This is a genomic window from Streptomyces sp. NPDC001890 (genome assembly GCF_042891445.1).
In the GTDB taxonomy this organism is placed as follows: Bacteria; Actinomycetota; Actinomycetes; order Streptomycetales; family Streptomycetaceae; genus Streptomyces.
Genome location: NZ_JBIATE010000037.1, coordinates 40106 through 56833, shown reverse-complemented (window position 1 = coordinate 56833; position 16728 = coordinate 40106). Strand labels below are relative to the sequence as shown.

14 protein-coding genes and 1 pseudogene are annotated in these 16728 nt (G+C 73.1%); 12 read left to right on the top strand and 3 right to left on the bottom strand.

The features are described 5' to 3' along the window. The 4 genes and pseudogenes from ACFYY1_RS39465 to ACFYY1_RS39450 form a co-directional block, all read left to right on the top strand. A pseudogene (locus tag ACFYY1_RS39465) lies at positions 1–171 on the top strand (4-hydroxy-3-methylbut-2-en-1-yl diphosphate synthase); the annotation flags it as partial. A 170-nt stretch (positions 172–341) separates the two neighbouring features. Continuing rightward, positions 342–1187, top strand: a complete 846-nt coding sequence (locus ACFYY1_RS39460; protein ID WP_388594556.1) for a GNAT family N-acetyltransferase — start codon at positions 342–344, stop codon at positions 1185–1187. 57 nt (positions 1188–1244) lie between these two features. Then, on the top strand, positions 1245–1814 hold the full coding sequence (locus ACFYY1_RS39455) for a GNAT family N-acetyltransferase (RefSeq protein WP_388594553.1): 570 nt from the start codon (positions 1245–1247) through the stop codon (positions 1812–1814). Between the two features lie 81 nt (positions 1815–1895). Then, positions 1896–3596 (top strand): proline--tRNA ligase, encoded by a 1701-nt coding sequence (locus tag ACFYY1_RS39450; RefSeq protein ID WP_388594550.1) that lies wholly within the window; start codon positions 1896–1898, stop codon positions 3594–3596. Between the two features lie 80 nt (positions 3597–3676). Here the strand turns inward: ACFYY1_RS39450 and ACFYY1_RS39445 are convergent, their stop codons facing one another. The 3 genes from ACFYY1_RS39445 to ACFYY1_RS39435 are packed head-to-tail and all read right to left on the bottom strand — an operon-like array spanning position 3677 to position 5635. Beyond that, complete coding sequence (locus ACFYY1_RS39445; RefSeq protein WP_388594548.1) at positions 3677–4582, bottom strand: aminoglycoside phosphotransferase family protein; 906 nt, start codon at positions 4580–4582, stop codon at positions 3677–3679. Positions 4583–4610: 28 nt separating this feature from the next. Continuing rightward, positions 4611–5111 (bottom strand): ferritin-like domain-containing protein, encoded by a 501-nt coding sequence (locus tag ACFYY1_RS39440; RefSeq protein ID WP_388594545.1) that lies wholly within the window; start codon positions 5109–5111, stop codon positions 4611–4613. Further along, the gene (locus ACFYY1_RS39435; RefSeq protein WP_388594543.1) at positions 5108–5635 is read right to left on the bottom strand and encodes a hypothetical protein; all 528 of its coding nucleotides are present in this window, start codon (positions 5633–5635) and stop codon (positions 5108–5110) included. Before ACFYY1_RS39435 ends, ACFYY1_RS39440 begins: the two co-directional genes overlap by 4 nt. A gap of 171 nt (positions 5636–5806) precedes the next feature. Between ACFYY1_RS39435 and rimP the strand changes: the two genes are divergently transcribed. The 8 genes from rimP (at position 5807) to ACFYY1_RS39395 (ending at position 16717) form a co-directional block, all read left to right on the top strand. Then, positions 5807–6304 carry a ribosome maturation factor RimP gene (gene rimP / locus ACFYY1_RS39430; protein ID WP_388594540.1) on the top strand — a complete coding sequence of 166 codons (498 nt, stop codon included), beginning with the start codon at positions 5807–5809 and terminating at the stop codon, positions 6302–6304. Positions 6305–6306: 2 nt separating this feature from the next. Continuing rightward, a complete protein-coding gene (gene nusA, locus ACFYY1_RS39425) occupies positions 6307–7347 on the top strand; it encodes a transcription termination factor NusA (RefSeq protein WP_388594537.1) in 1041 nt (346 codons plus the stop codon). Between the two features lie 144 nt (positions 7348–7491). After that, on the top strand, positions 7492–7770 hold the full coding sequence (locus ACFYY1_RS39420) for a YlxR family protein (RefSeq protein ID WP_358952211.1): 279 nt from the start codon (positions 7492–7494) through the stop codon (positions 7768–7770). Positions 7771–7917: 147 nt separating this feature from the next. Further along, a complete protein-coding gene (gene infB, locus ACFYY1_RS39415) occupies positions 7918–11019 on the top strand; it encodes a translation initiation factor IF-2 (RefSeq protein WP_388594535.1) in 3102 nt (1033 codons plus the stop codon). 168 nt (positions 11020–11187) lie between these two features. Then, positions 11188–11484, top strand: coding sequence for a DUF503 domain-containing protein (locus ACFYY1_RS39410; RefSeq protein ID WP_072489324.1), 297 nt, complete (start codon positions 11188–11190; stop codon positions 11482–11484). A gap of 25 nt (positions 11485–11509) precedes the next feature. Continuing rightward, positions 11510–11962 (top strand): 30S ribosome-binding factor RbfA, encoded by a 453-nt coding sequence (gene rbfA / locus ACFYY1_RS39405; protein WP_124716079.1) that lies wholly within the window; start codon positions 11510–11512, stop codon positions 11960–11962. Beyond that, complete coding sequence (gene truB / locus ACFYY1_RS39400) at positions 11959–12855, top strand: tRNA pseudouridine(55) synthase TruB (protein ID WP_388594533.1); 897 nt, start codon at positions 11959–11961, stop codon at positions 12853–12855. The genes rbfA and truB overlap by 4 nt, the downstream gene beginning before the upstream one ends. A gap of 199 nt (positions 12856–13054) precedes the next feature. Continuing rightward, on the top strand, positions 13055–16717 hold the full coding sequence (locus tag ACFYY1_RS39395; RefSeq protein ID WP_388594531.1) for a trypsin-like peptidase domain-containing protein: 3663 nt from the start codon (positions 13055–13057) through the stop codon (positions 16715–16717). The last annotated feature ends 11 nt before the right edge of the window (positions 16718–16728 follow it).

Here is a 16728-nt window from a genome sequence, read left to right as displayed (position 1 = left end):
GGTGTCGCGTCCGGCAACGGCAAGGGGCAGATCTTCGTGAAGGGCGAGGTCATCAAGACGGTGCCCGAGTCGAAGATCGTCGAGACGCTCATCGAGGAGGCCCTCAAGATCGCCGAGCAGATGGAGAAGGACGGCATCGCCTCCGGCGAGCCCGAGGTCTCCGTCAGCTGACCCGCTGCCTCGCAAACCACAGCGCCCCGCCGGACGGACCCCGTCCGGCGGGGCGCTGCCGTGAGCGACCTCACGGCCTCCCACAACCCCTGTTCACAGGCCCGGGCGGCACGGATGAGCCGCGTCGGTTACAGTGCGGAAATCAGCAGACCGTATGGTGAGGCCCCCTCGTGTTGACGCAGACCACCACCCGGGTCCTCGAACCCAGCGACCTCACAGCCGCTCTCGCCGTCCTGGAGAGCGAGCCCGTCGCCAACGCCTTCGTGACGTCCCGGGTCCAGATCGCAGGTCTCGATCCCTGGCGCCTCGGCGGCGAGATGTGGGGCTGGTACGCCGACGGACGGCTCCGCTCGCTCTGTTACTCGGGCGCCAACCTCGTCCCCATCTGCGCCACCCCCGAGGCCGTGCGGGCCTTCGCCGACCGGGCCCGCCGGGCCGGCCGCCGCTGCTCCTCGATCGTCGGCCCCGCCGAGCCCACCGCCCAGCTGTGGCGGCTCCTCGAACCCGGCTGGGGTCCCGCCCGCGAGGTCCGGGCGAACCAGCCCCTGATGGTCACCGAGCGGCCGTCCGCCGACGTGACCCCCGACCCGCTGGTCCGCCGGATCCGCAAGGACGAGATGGACGTCCTGATGCCGGCCTGCGTGGCGATGTTCACCGAGGAGGTCGGCATCTCCCCGCTCGCGGGCGACGGCGGACTCCTCTACCAGGCCCGCGTCGCCGAACTCATCGGAGCCGGCCGCTCCTTCGCCCGGATCGACGACGGCAAGGTCGTCTTCAAGGCGGAGATCGGCGCCGCGACCCCGCAGGCCTGCCAGATCCAGGGTGTCTGGGTCGCCCCCGAACACCGCGGCCGAGGACTCTCCGAGACCGGCATGGCCGCGGTCCTGCGCTACGCGCTCGCCGACGTCGCCCCCGTCGTCAGCCTCTACGTGAACGACTACAACACCCCCGCGCGCCGGGCCTACGCCCGGGTCGGCTTCCAGGAGACCGGCGCGTTCATGAGCGTGCTGTTCTGACGGCCGGCGGCCACCCAGCCGTACCCCGTTGCCCATCGAGGCCAGTAGGGTCGGCGCATGGCAGCAGTTTCCGGGGGCGGCCCCCGCACTCCCAGCGTCCGGATCGGGCCCGTCGATCTCGCCGCGCGCGTGGACGAGGCGCTCGCCGTGCAGGCCGTCGCCTTCGGCCTGGGGCCCGAAGAGGTCGAGGTACGGCGCCACATCGTCCTCAGACACCTCGACCACCCGCACGCCCGCGCCCTCGGCGCCACCACCCCCGGCGGACGGCTCGTCGGCTTCGTCTACGGGATGCCGAACGAGCGCGGCCAGTGGTGGTCCACCGTCGTCGAGCCCTACCTCCGCGCCACCGGCTGCGCGCACTGGCTCGACGACTCGTTCGTCATCACCGAACTCCACGTCCTGCCGGAGTTCCAGAACCACGGCATCGGGCGCACGCTGATCACCACCATCACCGACTCCGTCGACGAGCCCCGGTCCATCCTCTCGGCCATCGACACCGAGAGCCCGGCACGTGGTCTGTATCGCAGTCTCGGCTACCAGGACCTGGCCCGGCAGGTGCTCTTCCCCAGCGCTCCCAAGCCGTACGCCGTGATGGGAGCCCCGCTCCCGCTGCGTCGCAAGGGCTGAGACCGCGCGCAATGGATTTCCGCCCACCCGCACCGCCCGGTTAACCTCCTGCTCATCACCCTTTCCGAGCAGGAGTTCATCATGGCCCAGGTCCAGCGCATGTCCCGATTGATGATCAAGACACTGCGCGACGACCCGGCCGACGCCGAGACGCTCAACCACAAGCTGCTCGTCCGGGCCGGGTACGTGCGTCGCACCGCGGCCGGAATCTGGACCTGGCTGCCGCTCGGCAAGAAGGTGCTGGAGAACATCACCCGCGTCGTGCGCGAGGAGATGGACGCCATCGGCGGCCAGGAGGTGCTGCTGCCCGCGCTGCTGCCCAAGGAGTCGTACGAGGCGAGCGGCCGGTACGACGAGTACGGCGACCTGCTGTTCCGGCTCAAGGACCGCAAGGGCGCCGACTACCTCCTCGGCCCCACCCACGAGGAGATCTTCACCCAGGTCGTCAAGGACATGTGCTCGTCCTACAAGGACCTGCCCGTGATCCTGTACCAGATCCAGACCAAGTACCGCGACGAGGCCCGTCCCCGCGCCGGTGTGCTGCGCGGCCGTGAGTTCCAGATGAAGGACTCGTACTCCTTCGACACCACCGACGAGGGTCTCGCCGAGGCGTACCAGCTGCACCGCGCCGCCTACATCCGGATCTTCGAGCGCCTCGGCCTCGACCACCGGATCGTCTCCGCCGTCTCCGGCGCCATGGGCGGCTCCGCCTCCGAGGAGTTCCTCGCGCCCGCCCCGGCCGGCGAGGACACCTTCGTCGACTGCCCCGACTGCGACTACGCCGCCAACACCGAGGCCGTGACCTTCAAGGCGGTCGCCGCGGACGGCTCGGCGCACGGTCCCGTCGAGGAGCTGGACACCCCCGACACCCCGACCATCGAGTCGCTCGCCGCGCACCTGGGCGTCGAGGCCTCCGCGACCCTGAAGAACCTGCTGGTCAAGGTCGACGGCGAGATCGTGGCCGTGGGCGTGCCCGGCGACCGCGAGGTCGACCTCGGCAAGCTCGGCGAGCACCTGGCGCCCGCCGTCGTCGAACTGGTCACCGCCGAGGACTTCGAGGACCGCCCCGACCTGGTACGCGGCTACGTCGGCCCGCAGGGACTGGAGAAGGTCCGCTTCATCGCCGACCCGCGCATCGCCGCCGGCACCGCCTGGATCACCGGGGCGAACAAGCCCGGCACCCACGCGAAGAACGTCGTCGCGGGCCGCGACTTCGAGGTCGACGACTACCTCGACGTCGTCGTCGTCGAGGCGGGCGACCCCTGCCCCAACTGCGGCGCCGGCCTCCGGGTGGACCGTGCCATCGAGATCGGCCACATCTTCCAGCTCGGTCGCAAGTACGCCGACATCTTCTCCCTCGACGTCCTCGGCCAGCAGGGCAAGCCCGTCCGCGTCACCATGGGCTCGTACGGCATCGGCGTCTCCCGCGCGGTGGCCGCCCTCGCCGAGCAGACCGCCGACGACAAGGGCCTGTGCTGGCCCCGCGAGATCGCCCCGGCCGACGTCCACGTCGTCGCGGCGGGCAAGGCGCTCCAGACCGAGCTGGCGCTCGACGTCTCGGAGAAGCTGAACGCCGCCGGGCTGCGCGTCCTGGTCGACGACCGCGCGGGCATCTCGCCCGGTGTCAAGTTCACCGACTCCGAGCTCATCGGCGTCCCGAAGATCCTGGTCGCCGGCCGCCGCTCGGCCGAGGGCGTCCTGGAGCTGAAGGACCGCCGCACCGGCGAGCGCGAGGAGCTCACCGTCGACGAGGCGATCGCCCGCCTCACCGCCGACAGCTGATCCCGCTCACCGCCGGGAGCCGATCCCGCGAAAGCCGCAGGCCCCCGCGCACCGCGCGGGGGCCTGCGGCTTTCGCCGGCTCACAGCCAGCTCGCGAACTCCAGCGTCAGCTCGCCCTCCTGGCGGCGGCCGGCCGCCAGCGCCCGGGTCCCCGACTCCACCGCGCGGAACAGCGTCCAGCCGTGCAGCCGCTCCCGGTCCACGTCCAGCGAATCGGCGAGCTTCTTGATCCGGCGGCGGGCCGTCACCGCGCCGCCGGGGGAGGCGATCAGATCCTCGACGCGGTCGCGTACCAGGCGCGCCAGATCGTAGGCACGCTCACCGACCAGCGGCTCGGGGCCGACCGTCAGCCACGGCACCCGCTCACCGGCCAGCACCTTGCTCTGCCGGAAGTTGCCGTGCAGCAGCAGGAGTTCGGGGGAGTGGGCGACCAGTGCCTCGCGCGCCGCGAGGGCCGCGGAGACCAGTGGCTCCAGGCCCGGGTCGGCCGCCGCGCTCGCCCGCATCGGTTCGATCCGGCCCCCGGTCCGTTCGGCGACCGTCTCGAAACCGTGTCCGGCCGGCGGCTCCACCCACAGCCTGCGCACCGTCCCGGCCGCCTCCAGCAGTGCCTTCGCCTCCGGCAGCGAGCGCAGCGACACCTCGGGGTGCAGCCGCTCCAGCAGCAGTGCGCCGGGGGCGGCCGCGATGAGCCGCACCGCGCCCCAGCCGTTCCAGTGGGCCAGCGCGGCCCGCTCCAGCTCGGGTGCGGCCCCGGGCGGCGCGATCTTCAGCGCGGCCGGGGTGCCGTCGGCACAGGTCACCAGCAGGACCAGGCTGCTGCGGCCCCCGGGGGCGGCGACCCGCTCCACGCTCGTGTTCTGCCCGGTGGCGGACAGCGCTTCCTCGGTCAGTGCGGGAAGCCGCGCGAGCCAGTCGGCGGCGCCTTCGTCCCCGTACGACTCGCCCAGCGCCCGCACCAGACGCTGCGGCGGTTCGAAACCCATACGTGCCTTGTTCCCTTTCAGAGCTGCTTCAGTGCGTCGCGTCGGACCCGTTCGTCCCACCGGCCCCGGTCCTCGCGGCCGTCCCGGTCTTCGCGCCGGTGCCTTCGGAGGCCCGTTCGGCGAGCCCGGGAAAGGCTACGCCGCTGCCCCGCCAGCGGACCGACCGCACCGCGGCCTCCCGCATCGCGTCGGCCGCCTCCCGCCTGAGCGGCCCCTCGGCGGCCCGGACGAGGTCGGAGTACACGCCCGCGACCCGGTCCTCCAGCACGGCCGCCAGCCGCACCGCCGCGGCCGGGTCCGGCACGGCGAACGGCAGAGCGTACGCGGCCTGTGCCGCCACCGGCTCACCGCCCAGTCCGCGCACGGTCCGCACCAGCGCGTCGCGCCGGGCCCGGTGCGCGTGGTGGGCCGCCACCGCCTCGGCCCGGCGGCCCTCGGCGACCCGGCCGCCGACCACCCCGTACCCGTACACCGCCGCGTGCTCGGCGGCCAGGGCCGCCTGCGCGGCCTTCCGTGTCCCGGCGCTCATGACGAGGTCTCCTTGGCCAGTTCGGTCAGCAGATAGGCGTGGGCCGCGCCCGCCGCCGCGATCGACGCCAGCAGCCGGGCCAGCTCCGGCGGGGCCTCCATGAGGGCCGCCAGGTGCGCGTCCGCGGCGCGGCGTTGGGCCGCGGCCAGTTCCGTGACGGCGGCCTTGGCGCCGGTCGCGCGCGAGCGCGTGAAGCCGAGCGCCTGCGCGCCGTCGGGGGTCAGCGCCTTCGCGTGGGCGCGCACGGCGTCCCGCAGCGGCGCGAGCCCGGCGGCGGTCGCCGGATGGGCCCTGATCACGTGCTCGTACCCGCCGAGCAGCTCCAGGCTGGTCCGTGCGGCCGTCGTACGGATCCGCTTCTCCGCCCGTGCCGCGGAGGCCTGCTCGGCCTCGGTCGCCGCCCCGGACCGGGCGGAGTCCTTCCCGCGCCCGGCGCCGTCACCGCAGCCGGCCAGCACCGCCCCGAGGGCGATGGCTCCCGTCGCGGTGAACACACCCCTGCGCGTCGTCCCCGTGCGCCGCACCTGTTCTCCTCCGGCCCTGACTTGACTGGATCTGTCCTGAAGTGATCACCGCAGGCGAGCGTACCCGCGGCCACGAGGCCGGCGGACGGCAACACCCCTCGGGACCGGATACCCTTTGACCTGACACGCGACGATCCCCACAACAGCACACGCGGCCGAGGAGTCACCCGGATGAGCACCACCCAGAGCGAGAGGCTGCGCGGGCTGCTCGAACCGCTCGTCAGCGCCGAACAGCTGGATCTCGAAGAGATCGAGGTGTCCCGGGTCGGCCGCCGCCGCGTGCTGCGGATCGTCGTGGACTCCGACGAGGGCGTCGAGCTGGACGCCTGCGCCGAGCTGAGCCGCGCGATCTCCGAGAAGCTCGACGAGACCGACGCGATGGGTGACGGCGAGTACAACCTCGAAGTCAGTTCCCCCGGTGCCGAGCGCCCGCTGACGGAGCACCGCCACTACGTGCGTGCCACGGGCCGCCTGGCCAAGCTCCACCTGCACGAGGGCGGCGAGCTGGTGGCCCGCATCCTCGCCGTGGACGAGAACGGCCTCGACCTCGAAGTGCCGGGCGTCAAGGGCCGCAAGCCCACGTCCCGCCGGGTCGCCTTCGACGAGATCGCCAAGGCGCGCGTGGAGATCGAATTCAGCCGCAAGGACAAGAAGGAAGAGGAGGCGTAGCCGTGGACATCGATGTGAAGCTCTTGAAGGGCTTGGCACAGGACAAGGAGATCCCCTTCGACGTGCTCGTCGAGGCGATCGAGTCGGCCCTCCTCATCGCCTACCACCGTACCGACGGGAGCTACCGCCGCGCGCGCGTGAAGCTCGACGAGCGCGGCCATGTGACGGTGTGGGCGAAGGAGGACCCGGCCGACCTGGAAGAGGGCCAGGAGCCGAAGGAGTTCGACGACACCCCGTCCGGCTTCGGCCGGATCGCCGCGACCACCGCCAAGCAGGTCATCCTGCAGCGGCTGCGCGACGCCGAGGACGACAAGACGTTCGGTGAGTACGCGGGCCACGAGGGCGACATCGTCATCGGCGTCGTCCAGCAGGGCAAGGACCCGAAGAACGTCCTGGTCGACATCGGCAAGCTGGAAGCGATCCTGCCGGTGCAGGAGCAGGTGCCGGGCGAGGAGTACACCCACGGCCTGCGGCTGCGTACGTACGTCGTACGGGTCGCCAAGGGCGTGCGCGGTCCCTCCGTGACGCTGTCGCGGACCCACCCCAACCTCGTGAAGAAGCTCTTCGCGCTGGAGGTGCCGGAGATCGCCGACGGTTCCGTCGAGATCTGCGCGATCGCCCGCGAGGCCGGTCACCGCACCAAGATCGCGGTCCGTTCGACCCGTTCCGGGCTGAACGCCAAGGGCGCCTGCATCGGCCCCATGGGCGGCCGGGTGCGCAACGTCATGGCCGAGCTGCACGGCGAGAAGATCGACATCGTGGACTGGTCGGACGACCCGGCCGAGATGGTGGCCAACGCGCTGTCGCCCGCACGGGTGAGCGAGGTCGAGGTCGTCGACCTCGGCGCCCGGTCCGCCCGGGTCACCGTGCCGGACTACCAGCTGTCGCTGGCGATCGGCAAGGAGGGGCAGAATGCCCGCCTGGCCGCCCGTCTCACCGGCTGGCGCATCGACATCCGCCCGGACACCGAGACCGACGCCGAGCGCGACGTCGCCGACCGGGAGCGCGCGGAGCGGGCCCGGGAGCGGTCCGAACGCCGCTGATCCGGTGCCCTGCGGGGCGCTGATCCGGTGGCCCGCGTGGACCACCGGGAATATTTCTCAGCGGCATGCCGCTGAGATCACGACAACATCCGTTCGATTTTTGCCCCAAAGGGGTGAGGTCGGTGTGGGGAGGTAGACTTAGCCGTGTCTGGCCGGACGCACGCCCGCGCTTGCCCTGAGCGAACCTGTGTGGGATGCCGGGAGCGGGCGGCCAAGAGCGAGCTGCTGCGCATCGTCGCGGACGAGGACATCTGTGTCCCCGATCCTCGCGGTACGCTGCCCGGCCGGGGTGCATATGTACACCCCGCCTCCGTCTGTCTGGACCTGGCGGTTCGCCGCCGGGCCTTCCCCCGGGCCTTCAAGGCCAAGGGGCCGTTCGACCCCGCCGCAGTGCAGCGGTTCGTCGAGCGGGTGACACCGTAAGAAATGAACGGCACGGGTCCCCGTGCGGTCAGGTACCTCGCGAGTTGGAAGTAGGTCGAGATTGCGATGAGCACTCGATGAGTACGCGATGAGTACGCCCATGAAGTAGCGACGGTCCGGCGGTAACCCGGACCTAAAAGGAGCGAAGTGGCTAAGGTCCGGGTATACGAACTCGCCAAGGAGTTCGGCGTCGAGAGCAAGGTCGTCATGGCCAAGCTCCAAGAACTCGGTGAATTCGTCCGTTCGGCGTCCTCGACGATCGAGGCGCCGGTTGTACGCAAGTTGACTGACGCACTGCAGGGGCCCGGCGGCAACGCCGGCAAGTCCGCTGCGAAGCCTGGCGCGCCCCGTAAGGCGACGCCCGCGAAGCCCGCAGCGCCCTCCCCGGCCGCTGCGGCACGTCCCGCTGCCCCGAAGCCCGGCGCCCCGGCCCCCAAGCCGGCCCCCGCCGCCCCGGTGAGCAGCACCCCCGCAGCGCCTTCCGCGCCGGCTGCCGGCCCGCGTCCGGGCCCGAAGCCCGCGCCCAAGCCCGCTCCGGTCACCCCGGTGCCCGCCGCCGAGTTCTCGGCCCCGGCTGCGGCGCAGCCCGCTGCCCCGCAGCAGGCCCCGCGTCCCGCGGGTGCCACCCCCGGGCCCCGTCCTGCCGGTGGCCATGCCCGCCCGGCCCCGGCCGGCGGTCAGCGTGACGGTGGCCAGCGTGACGGCGGCCGTGGCGGCGAGCGCGGCGGCGACCGCCCCGCACGTCCCGCGGGCCAGGGCGCACCGCGCCCCGGCGCGCGTCCGGCCGGTCCCCGTCCGGGCAACAACCCCTTCACCTCCGGTGGCTCGACGGGCATGGCCCGTCCGCAGGCGCCCCGTCCCGGCGGCGCCCCGCGTCCCGGTGGCGGCCAGGACCGTCCGGGCGCCCCGCGTCCGCAGGGCGGCCCCGGTGGCGCTCCCCGTCCCCAGGGTCAGGGCGGCGCCCGTCCGACCCCGGGCGGCATGCCCCGTCCGCAGGCTCCCCGTCCGGGCGGTGCCCCCGGTGGTAACCGTCCGAACCCGGGCATGATGCCGCAGCGTCCCGCTGCCGGCCCGCGTCCCGGTGGTGGCCCCGGCGGTGGCCGTGGTCCCGGTGGCGGCGGTCGTCCCGGCGGTGGCGGCGCGGGCCGTCCCGGCGGCGGTGGCTTCGCGGGCCGTCCGGCCGGTCCCGGTGGCGGTGGCGGCGGTTTCGCCGGCCGTCCCGGTGGCGGCGGTGGCGGTGCGGGTCGTCCCGGCGGTGGCGGCGGCTTCGGCGGTCGTCCCGGCTTCGGTGGACGTCCCGGCGGCCCCGGTGGCCGTGGTGGCACGCAGGGCGCGTTCGGTCGTCCCGGCGGTCCCGCGCGTCGTGGTCGCAAGTCGAAGCGGCAGAGGCGCCAGGAGTACGAGGCCATGCAGGCCCCGTCGGTGGGCGGCGTCATGCTGCCTCGCGGCAACGGACAGTCCGTCCGTCTGTCGCGCGGTGCCTCCCTCACCGACTTCGCGGAGAAGATCAACGCCAACCCGGCGTCGCTCGTCGCCGTGATGATGAACCTCGGCGAGATGGTCACGGCGACGCAGTCCGTCTCCGACGACACCCTCCGGCTGCTCGCGGACGAGATGAACTACGTCCTGGAGATCGTCAGCCCCGAGGAGGAGGACCGCGAGCTGCTCGAGTCCTTCGACATCGAGTTCGGCGAGGACGAGGGCGGCGAAGAGGCCCTCATCCCGCGTCCGCCGGTCGTCACCGTCATGGGTCACGTCGACCACGGAAAGACCCGACTGCTGGACGCGATCCGCAAGACGAACGTCGTCGCGGGCGAGGCCGGTGGCATCACGCAGCACATCGGTGCGTACCAGGTCTCCTCCGAGGTCAACGGCGAGGACCGGAAGATCACCTTCATCGACACCCCGGGTCACGAGGCGTTCACCGCCATGCGTGCCCGTGGTGCGAAGTCCACCGACATCGCGATCCTCGTGGTGGCGGCGAACGACGGTGTGATGCCCCAGACGATCGAGGCGCTGAACCACGCCAAGGCGGCCGACGTGCCGATCGTGGTCGCGGTCAACAAGATCGACGTCGAGGGCGCCGACCCGACCAAGGTGCGCGGTCAGCTCACCGAGTTCGGTCTGGTGGCCGAGGAGTACGGCGGCGACACGATGTTCGTCGACATCTCCGCCAAGCAGGGTCTGCACATCGACCAGCTGCTGGAGGCCGTGGTCCTGACCGCGGACGCCTCGCTCGACCTGCGGGCCAACCCGGAGCAGGACGCGCAGGGTATTGCGATCGAGTCCCACCTCGACCGCGGCCGCGGTGCCGTCTCGACGGTCCTCGTCCAGCGCGGAACGCTGCGCATCGGCGACACGATGGTGGTCGGCGACGCGTACGGCCGTGTCCGGGCGATGCTCGACGACAACGGCAACAACGTCGAGGAAGCGGGTCCGTCGACCCCCGTCCTCGTGCTCGGTCTCACCAACGTCCCGGGTGCCGGCGACAACTTCCTGGTGGTCGACGAGGACCGTACGGCCCGTCAGATCGCCGAGAAGCGTGCCGCCCGTGAGCGCAACGCCAACTTCGCCCGCAAGGGTGTCCGGTTCTCCCTGGAGAACCTGGACGAGGCGCTCAAGGCCGGTCTGGTCCAGGAGCTCAACCTCATCATCAAGGGCGACGCGTCCGGTTCGGTGGAGGCTCTCGAGTCCTCGCTGCTCCAGCTCGACGTCGGCGACGAGGTCGACATCCGGGTCCTGCACCGCGGTGTGGGTGCGGTCACCGAGTCGGACATCGACCTGGCGACCGGCTCCGACGCCATCGTCATCGGCTTCAACGTCCGCGCTGCCGGGCGTGCCCAGCAGATGGCGGAGCGCGAGGGCGTCGACGTCCGCTACTACTCGGTGATCTACCAGGCCATCGAGGAGATCGAGGCGGCCCTCAAGGGCATGCTCAAGCCGGAGTACGAAGAGGTCGAGCTCGGTACGGCGGAGATCCGCGAGATCTTCCGCTCGTCCAAGCTGGGCAACATCGCCGGTGTGCTGGTCCGCTCCGGCGAGGTCAAGCGCAACACCAAGGCGCGCCTGCTGCGCGATGGCAAGGTCATCGCGGAGAACCTCAACATCTCCGGTCTGCGCCGCTTCAAGGACGACGTCACCGAGATCCGCGAAGGCTTCGAGGGCGGTATCAACCTCGGAAACTTCAACGACATCAAGATCGACGACGTCATCGCGACGTACGAGATGCGCGAGAAGCCGCGAGGCTGATCCACGGGGAACTCCGGGGGACACCCCCCGGATCTCTCCTCAACAGTCGGGGCCGGTCGACGGGTCGTATTTCCGTCGATCGGCCCCGGCCGTTGCGTGTACGGTTCTGGTGTCCCTGCCAAGCACTGGCAGGGCGCGAACCCGAACCGGCGGGACATCCGGACATACATGTATGTGGGGACACTGTCCTTCGATCTGCTTCTCGGCGACGTACGGTCGTTGAAGGAGAAGCGCTCCGTCGTCCGCCCGATCGTCGCCGAGCTCCAGCGGAAATACGCGGTGAGCGCGGCGGAGGTGGGCGGTCAGGATCTCCATCGCAGGGCCGAGATCGGCCTTGCCGTGGTCTCCGGGGACACCGGACACCTCACAGATGTTCTGGACCGGTGCGAGCGACTGGTGGCCGCACGGCCGGAAGTGGAGTTGCTGTCCGTACGGCGGCGGCTGCACAGCGACGAAGACGATTGAGCAAGGCGAAGAAGGAGACGGACCAGTGGCCGACAACGCGCGGGCGAAAAAGCTGGCGGACCTCATCCAGGAGGTGGTCGCCGAGAAACTGCAGCGCGGTATCAAGGACCCGCGTCTGGGTACGCACGTGACGATCACGGACACCCGGGTCACCGGTGACCTGCGGGAGGCCACGGTCTTCTACACGGTCTACGGCGACGACGAGGAGCGGGCGAGCGCCGCGGCCGGCCTGGAGAGCGCCAAGGGCATCCTGCGCTCGGCGGTCGGAGCGGCGGCGGGGACGAAGTTCACCCCCACGCTGGCCTTCGTGGCGGACGCCCTGCCGGGCAACGCCAAGGCGATCGAGGACCTGCTCGACCGGGCGCGCGCCTCGGACGCCCGGGTCCGCGAGGCGTCCTCGGGCGCCACGTACGCCGGCGGTGCCGACCCGTACCGCAAGGCGGATGACGAGAACGACGAGGACACCGCCTCCGAATGACACCGCAGAAAACGCCGGACGGCCTTGTCATCGTCGACAAGCCGTCCGGCTTCACTTCGCACGACGTCGTCGCCAAGATGCGCGGCATCGCACGGACCCGCCGGGTCGGCCACGCCGGCACCCTGGACCCGATGGCGACGGGTGTTCTCGTGCTCGGCGTCGAGAAGGCCACCAAGCTGCTGGGCCATCTCGCACTGACCGAGAAGGAGTACCTGGGCACGATCCGGCTCGGCCAGAACACCATCACGGACGACGCGGAGGGCGAGATCACCTCGTCCACCGACGCCTCCGGGGTGACCCGTGAGGGCATCGACGCCGGGGTCGCGGCCCTGACCGGACCGATCATGCAGGTGCCGTCCAAGGTCAGCGCCATCAAGATCGACGGCAAGCGGTCCTACGCGCGGGTGCGTGGCGGCGAGGAGTTCGAGATCCCGGCCCGGCCGGTGACGATCTCGTCCTTCAACGTCTACGACGTACGCCCGGAGACCGCCGAGGACGGCACGCCGGTCGTCGACCTGGTCGTCTCGGTGGTCTGCTCCTCGGGTACGTACATCCGCGCGATCGCCCGGGACCTGGGCGCCGGGCTCGGCGTCGGCGGGCATCTGACCGCGCTGCGGCGCACCCGGGTCGGGCCCTACGGCCTGGACGCGGCGCGGACGCTCGACCAGCACCAGGAGGAGCTGACCGTGATGCCGGTGGCCGAGGCCGCCGCCTCGGCGTTCCCCCGCTGGGACGTGGACGAGAAGCGCGCCAAGCTGCTGCTGAACGGCGTACGGCTGGACATGCCGTCCTTCCCGCCGGGACCGGTCGGGGTCTTCGGACCCGACGGGCGCTTCCTGGTCCTCGTGGAGGAGCAGAAGGGCAAGGCCAGGAGCCTCGCCGTCTTCGCCTGAGAGCCTGTTCGCGGGACCCCGTCGTGGAGCGGGCGGGGCATTCCCGGCACCCGCTCCACGATCCCCCACCATGTTCTGTCCTCCGGACGCCATTAATTCACCCCTACGGGCAGGCGCTCGGAGTGAATCAGGGGTGCATTCGGGGGCGCTTTTACTCCGAGTGGCCCAGGCGCTGATCATCGGACCTAACGTTCGGACCATGGCAAGCGGGGACCGGGCAGCGCTGGTACGTATCTGCGATTCGGCCGGTCGGCCGCGAGGGACCGGGTTCGTCGCGGACGACCGGGGCACGGTGGTGACCAGCCATGAAGCGGTCGACGGCGGCACCCGGTTCGTGCTGCACGGCGCGGGCGGCCGCAGCCGCACCGTCGAGGCCGACGACATCACCGCACTGCCCGCGCTGGACCTCGCCCTGCTGCACACCGGGGGCCCCGCCGAACTGGGCGTGGAGCCCGTCCCGATCGCCCTGCGGGACCGGATCGACGCCGGTACGTACGTGACGATCGCCGCGCACGGCTGGCGCGAGGCCCGGGTGCTCGGCACCGCCCCCGTGACGTACACCGCGAACGGCCGCTGCCACCGGATCGGTGCGGCGCTGGAGCTGGCGCTCGGCACGGACGGCAGGGACGCGCTGCGGCTCGGCGGGACGGCCGTGGGCGGGCCGGTCGTCGACCCGGAGAGCGGCGCGGTCATCGCCGTGCTGGGCAGCACGCTGCGCGCCGGGCACACGGGCGCGGGGTTCGCCGTGCCGCTGAGCCCAATGGGCACCGAAGGTCCGCTCGACGCGCTGCTGCGGCGCAACGCGACCAGCGTGCCCGGGTACGGACGCGACCTGAACCTCGCGGGCGCCCTGCACCTCACCGCGACCTCGCTCGGCTCGGCGACCGGACCGGACGCCTCCCCCGATCCCGTCGAACGCCCGGACGTCATCGCGGAGTTCGCCGCCTTCGCGGCCCCGGACCGGTCCTCGTCCCCGCCGGACGGCCCCGCCGCCGTCCTCGCCCTCGTCGGAGCACCGGGCACCGGCCGCACCACCGAACTCGCCGCGCTCACCGCACGCCGGGCGCGCGGCCCGGTGCCCGCACCCACCCTCTGGCTGCGCGGCGCCGATCTGCTGGCCGGCGACACCTCGGTCGCCGACGCCGTCGCCCGTACGCTGCGCCGGGCCGGCCGGATCGTCACCGCCGCCGGAGCCGGGGGCGACATGTCGGCCGCCACCCCCGAGCGGGTGGCCCGGCTGGCCGAGGAGTCCGGGAGCCCGCTGCTCGTCCTGCTGGACGGCCCCGAGGAGATGCCCCCCGCCCTGGCCCACGAGTCGGCCCGGTGGACCGCCGCCACCGTCGCCTGGCTGCGGGGCAACGGGGTCCGGCTGGTGGTCGCCTGCGGGCCCGAGTACTGGGAGCGCGCCGGTGCGCTCTGCCCGCCCGGCGCGCTCCACCGCCCCGCCAGGCCGGCCGGCCGGCTGCCCCTGGCGGTCCGCCTCGGCGACCTCACCCCGGTCCAGGCGCAACGGGCCGCCGAGCGGTACGCCCTCCCGCCCGGAGCGCTCGCCCCCGGCCACGACCGGCACCCGCTCACCCTGCGCCTGCTCGCGGAGGTGCGGGCCGCACTGCCCGGGGACGTGGCCGGGCAGCCCGACACCGAAGAGGTCTTCGCCGCCCACCTGGACCTGATGTGTCTGCGCATCGCGGTCCGGATCGCGGCCGCGTCCGGCCGGGCGCCGGGGGGCGGCGCGGTCCGCAGGCTGGCCGCTCGGGTGGCGGGGCAGGTCCATGAGGCGGCGCGGCGCTGTCTGGGCCCCGGGCAGGGGGAGCTGGGCCGGGAAGCCTTCGAGGAGGTCTTCCCGTGGCGCACGGGCTGGGCGTCCGCCGTCCTCACCGAGGGCCTGCTCGTCCCGGCGGGCGCCGGGTACCGCTTCGCCCACGAGGAGCTGGGGGACTGGGTACAGGGCGCCCACCTGGACGTGGACGCGGCGCTGTACGCGCTGGTCCACCGGTGGCACGCGCGGGAGGAGCGGAACGGGCCGCCGGGGGCGGCGGCCGGTGAACCCCGGGTCCCGCGGCCCAGGCAGCCGGCGACCGGGCCGCGCACCCTGCCCGTACCCCGCCACCGCATCGGCCCGGTGATCCAGGCCCTGCTGCTCCTGGGACGCCGCCGGGGGCCCGCCGCGCTCTCCCACCAGCTGGCCGATCTCATCGCGGCGCTGGACCGGCTGTCCGGCCCGGCGGACACCGCCACCGGCCGCGACGGGGCGGGCGGCGCACCGGGGCACGACGCCCGCTGGTGGGCGGTCCGGCTGCTTGCCGAGACCCTGCTCCGGGTGCCCGACGCCCGTCCGCATCTCGGCGTGCTGCGGCTCCTGACCGGCCGGGTGGTACGCCGGGCAGCCGCGGGCGGGCCGGCGGGGCCGGGGACGTACGCCGCGTTCGGGCCCTGGTTCTGGCAGCGGCTCAGGCTCTCCGAGAAGGACCGGATCGACCTGTTCCGGCGGCTGGTCCCCGCCGACGGCCCGCCCCCCGGCGAACCCCGCGCCGAGGACGACCGCGCCTGCGGCACGTCCCCCGGCGACAGCGGCGAGCGGTTCCTGGACGCCGTGGCGCGGCGGCTCGTCGACCGGCCGCGCACCGTGCAGCCACTGCTCTGCGACTGGTTCACCGACGAGCGGCCGCTGCCCGCCGGGGACGGGGACACGCTGCGGCCGACCGTGGCGGCGGCGGCCCAGGCGCTCCTCTACGCACGCCGGGACCTGGCCGTCGACGATTTGACCGACGCGCTCGTCTCGACCCCCCACCCCAGGGCCGAGGAGCTGCTCGCCACGCTGGCCGAGGACGAGCCCGCCGCGCTGTGCCGGGCCGTTCACCGCTGGGCCCACGACGAGGACCGGGACGCCCACCGCACCGCCGCCGCTTCCTACGCGCTGGTCACCGCCGCCCACGCCACCCGCGACTTCGACCGTGGGCTGCTGCGCGGATCGGCCCTGGCCCTGCTGGCCCGCCCCGCGGACGCCGCCCTGCACGGGGCCGCGCTCACCCTCCTCGTACAGGACCCGGGGACCAGGGACCGTCACCTTCCGCAGGCGCTCCGGGCCTTCGTCGCGGGCGGGCCCGCGCCGTCCGCCGAGGCGCTCGCCGTCGCCCTGCCCTCCCACCCCGAGCCGGTGCTCGCCGCATACCGACAACGGCTCACCCGGCCCGACGACGGGGCGGGCGAGACGCTGTGCGCGCTGGCCGGGATCGACGCCCCCGCGCTCGCCCTGCACGCCGCCGGACTGGTGCGCGCCTACATCGACAGCCACCCGGACGACACCGTGCACGCGGCCTCGTACCTCGACCGGAGGCTGGAGCGCGGCCCTGCCGCCCGCGCCCTGCTGCTGCCCCTGGTGACCGGGCTGCTGCGGGACCGTCCCGTGCCGCCACCGGTACGCGGCGCGCTCGCCGGGGTGCTCGCCGCGCCGGGGAGCACCGCCTCCGCCCCGCTGCGGGAACAGCTGCTGGAGATCCTGCTGGACTTCGAGCAGGACGCCCACCGGGATCCGGCCGTGCTCGACGCGCTGCTGCGGGCCGCCGCGACCGGCTCCGGGACCCGCGCCCCCGCCCGTACCCGCGCCCTGGTCCACCGCACCGCGACCCTGCTGGCCCGGACCCCCGAGGGCGCGGCCCGCTTCGACCGCCGACTGGTCGAGCTCGCCCGTGACGTGCCCGGATTCGCCGCACTGGTCACCGGATGGCTGGCCGAGGCCCCACAGGAATGGGCGGAGCTCGTCGGCCCCGGCGCACGGCGGACGATGGAGGAGCTGGAGAGCCCGAAGACGATGCCGATGCGGGCCGCGCGGCGTGAGCATGGCAGTCTTAGACCTGCGTAAGAGACAAACCC

Excerpts from the sequence above, each read along its gene's own strand:
- ACFYY1_RS39455 (WP_388594553.1), top strand. The coding sequence starts at position 1,245 with ATGGCAGCAGTTTCCGGGGGCGGCCCCCGCACTCCCAGCGTCCGGATC.
- ACFYY1_RS39450 (WP_388594550.1), top strand. The coding sequence starts at position 1,896 with ATGGCCCAGGTCCAGCGCATGTCCCGATTGATGATCAAGACACTGCGC.
- ACFYY1_RS39445 (WP_388594548.1), bottom strand. The coding sequence starts at position 4,582 with ATGGGTTTCGAACCGCCGCAGCGTCTGGTGCGGGCGCTGGGCGAGTCG.
- ACFYY1_RS39440 (WP_388594545.1), bottom strand. The coding sequence starts at position 5,111 with ATGAGCGCCGGGACACGGAAGGCCGCGCAGGCGGCCCTGGCCGCCGAG.
- rimP (WP_388594540.1), top strand. The coding sequence starts at position 5,807 with ATGAGCACCACCCAGAGCGAGAGGCTGCGCGGGCTGCTCGAACCGCTC.
- ACFYY1_RS39410 (WP_072489324.1), top strand. The coding sequence starts at position 11,188 with ATGTATGTGGGGACACTGTCCTTCGATCTGCTTCTCGGCGACGTACGG.
- truB (WP_388594533.1), top strand. The coding sequence starts at position 11,959 with ATGACACCGCAGAAAACGCCGGACGGCCTTGTCATCGTCGACAAGCCG.
- ACFYY1_RS39395 (WP_388594531.1), top strand. The coding sequence starts at position 13,055 with ATGGCAAGCGGGGACCGGGCAGCGCTGGTACGTATCTGCGATTCGGCC.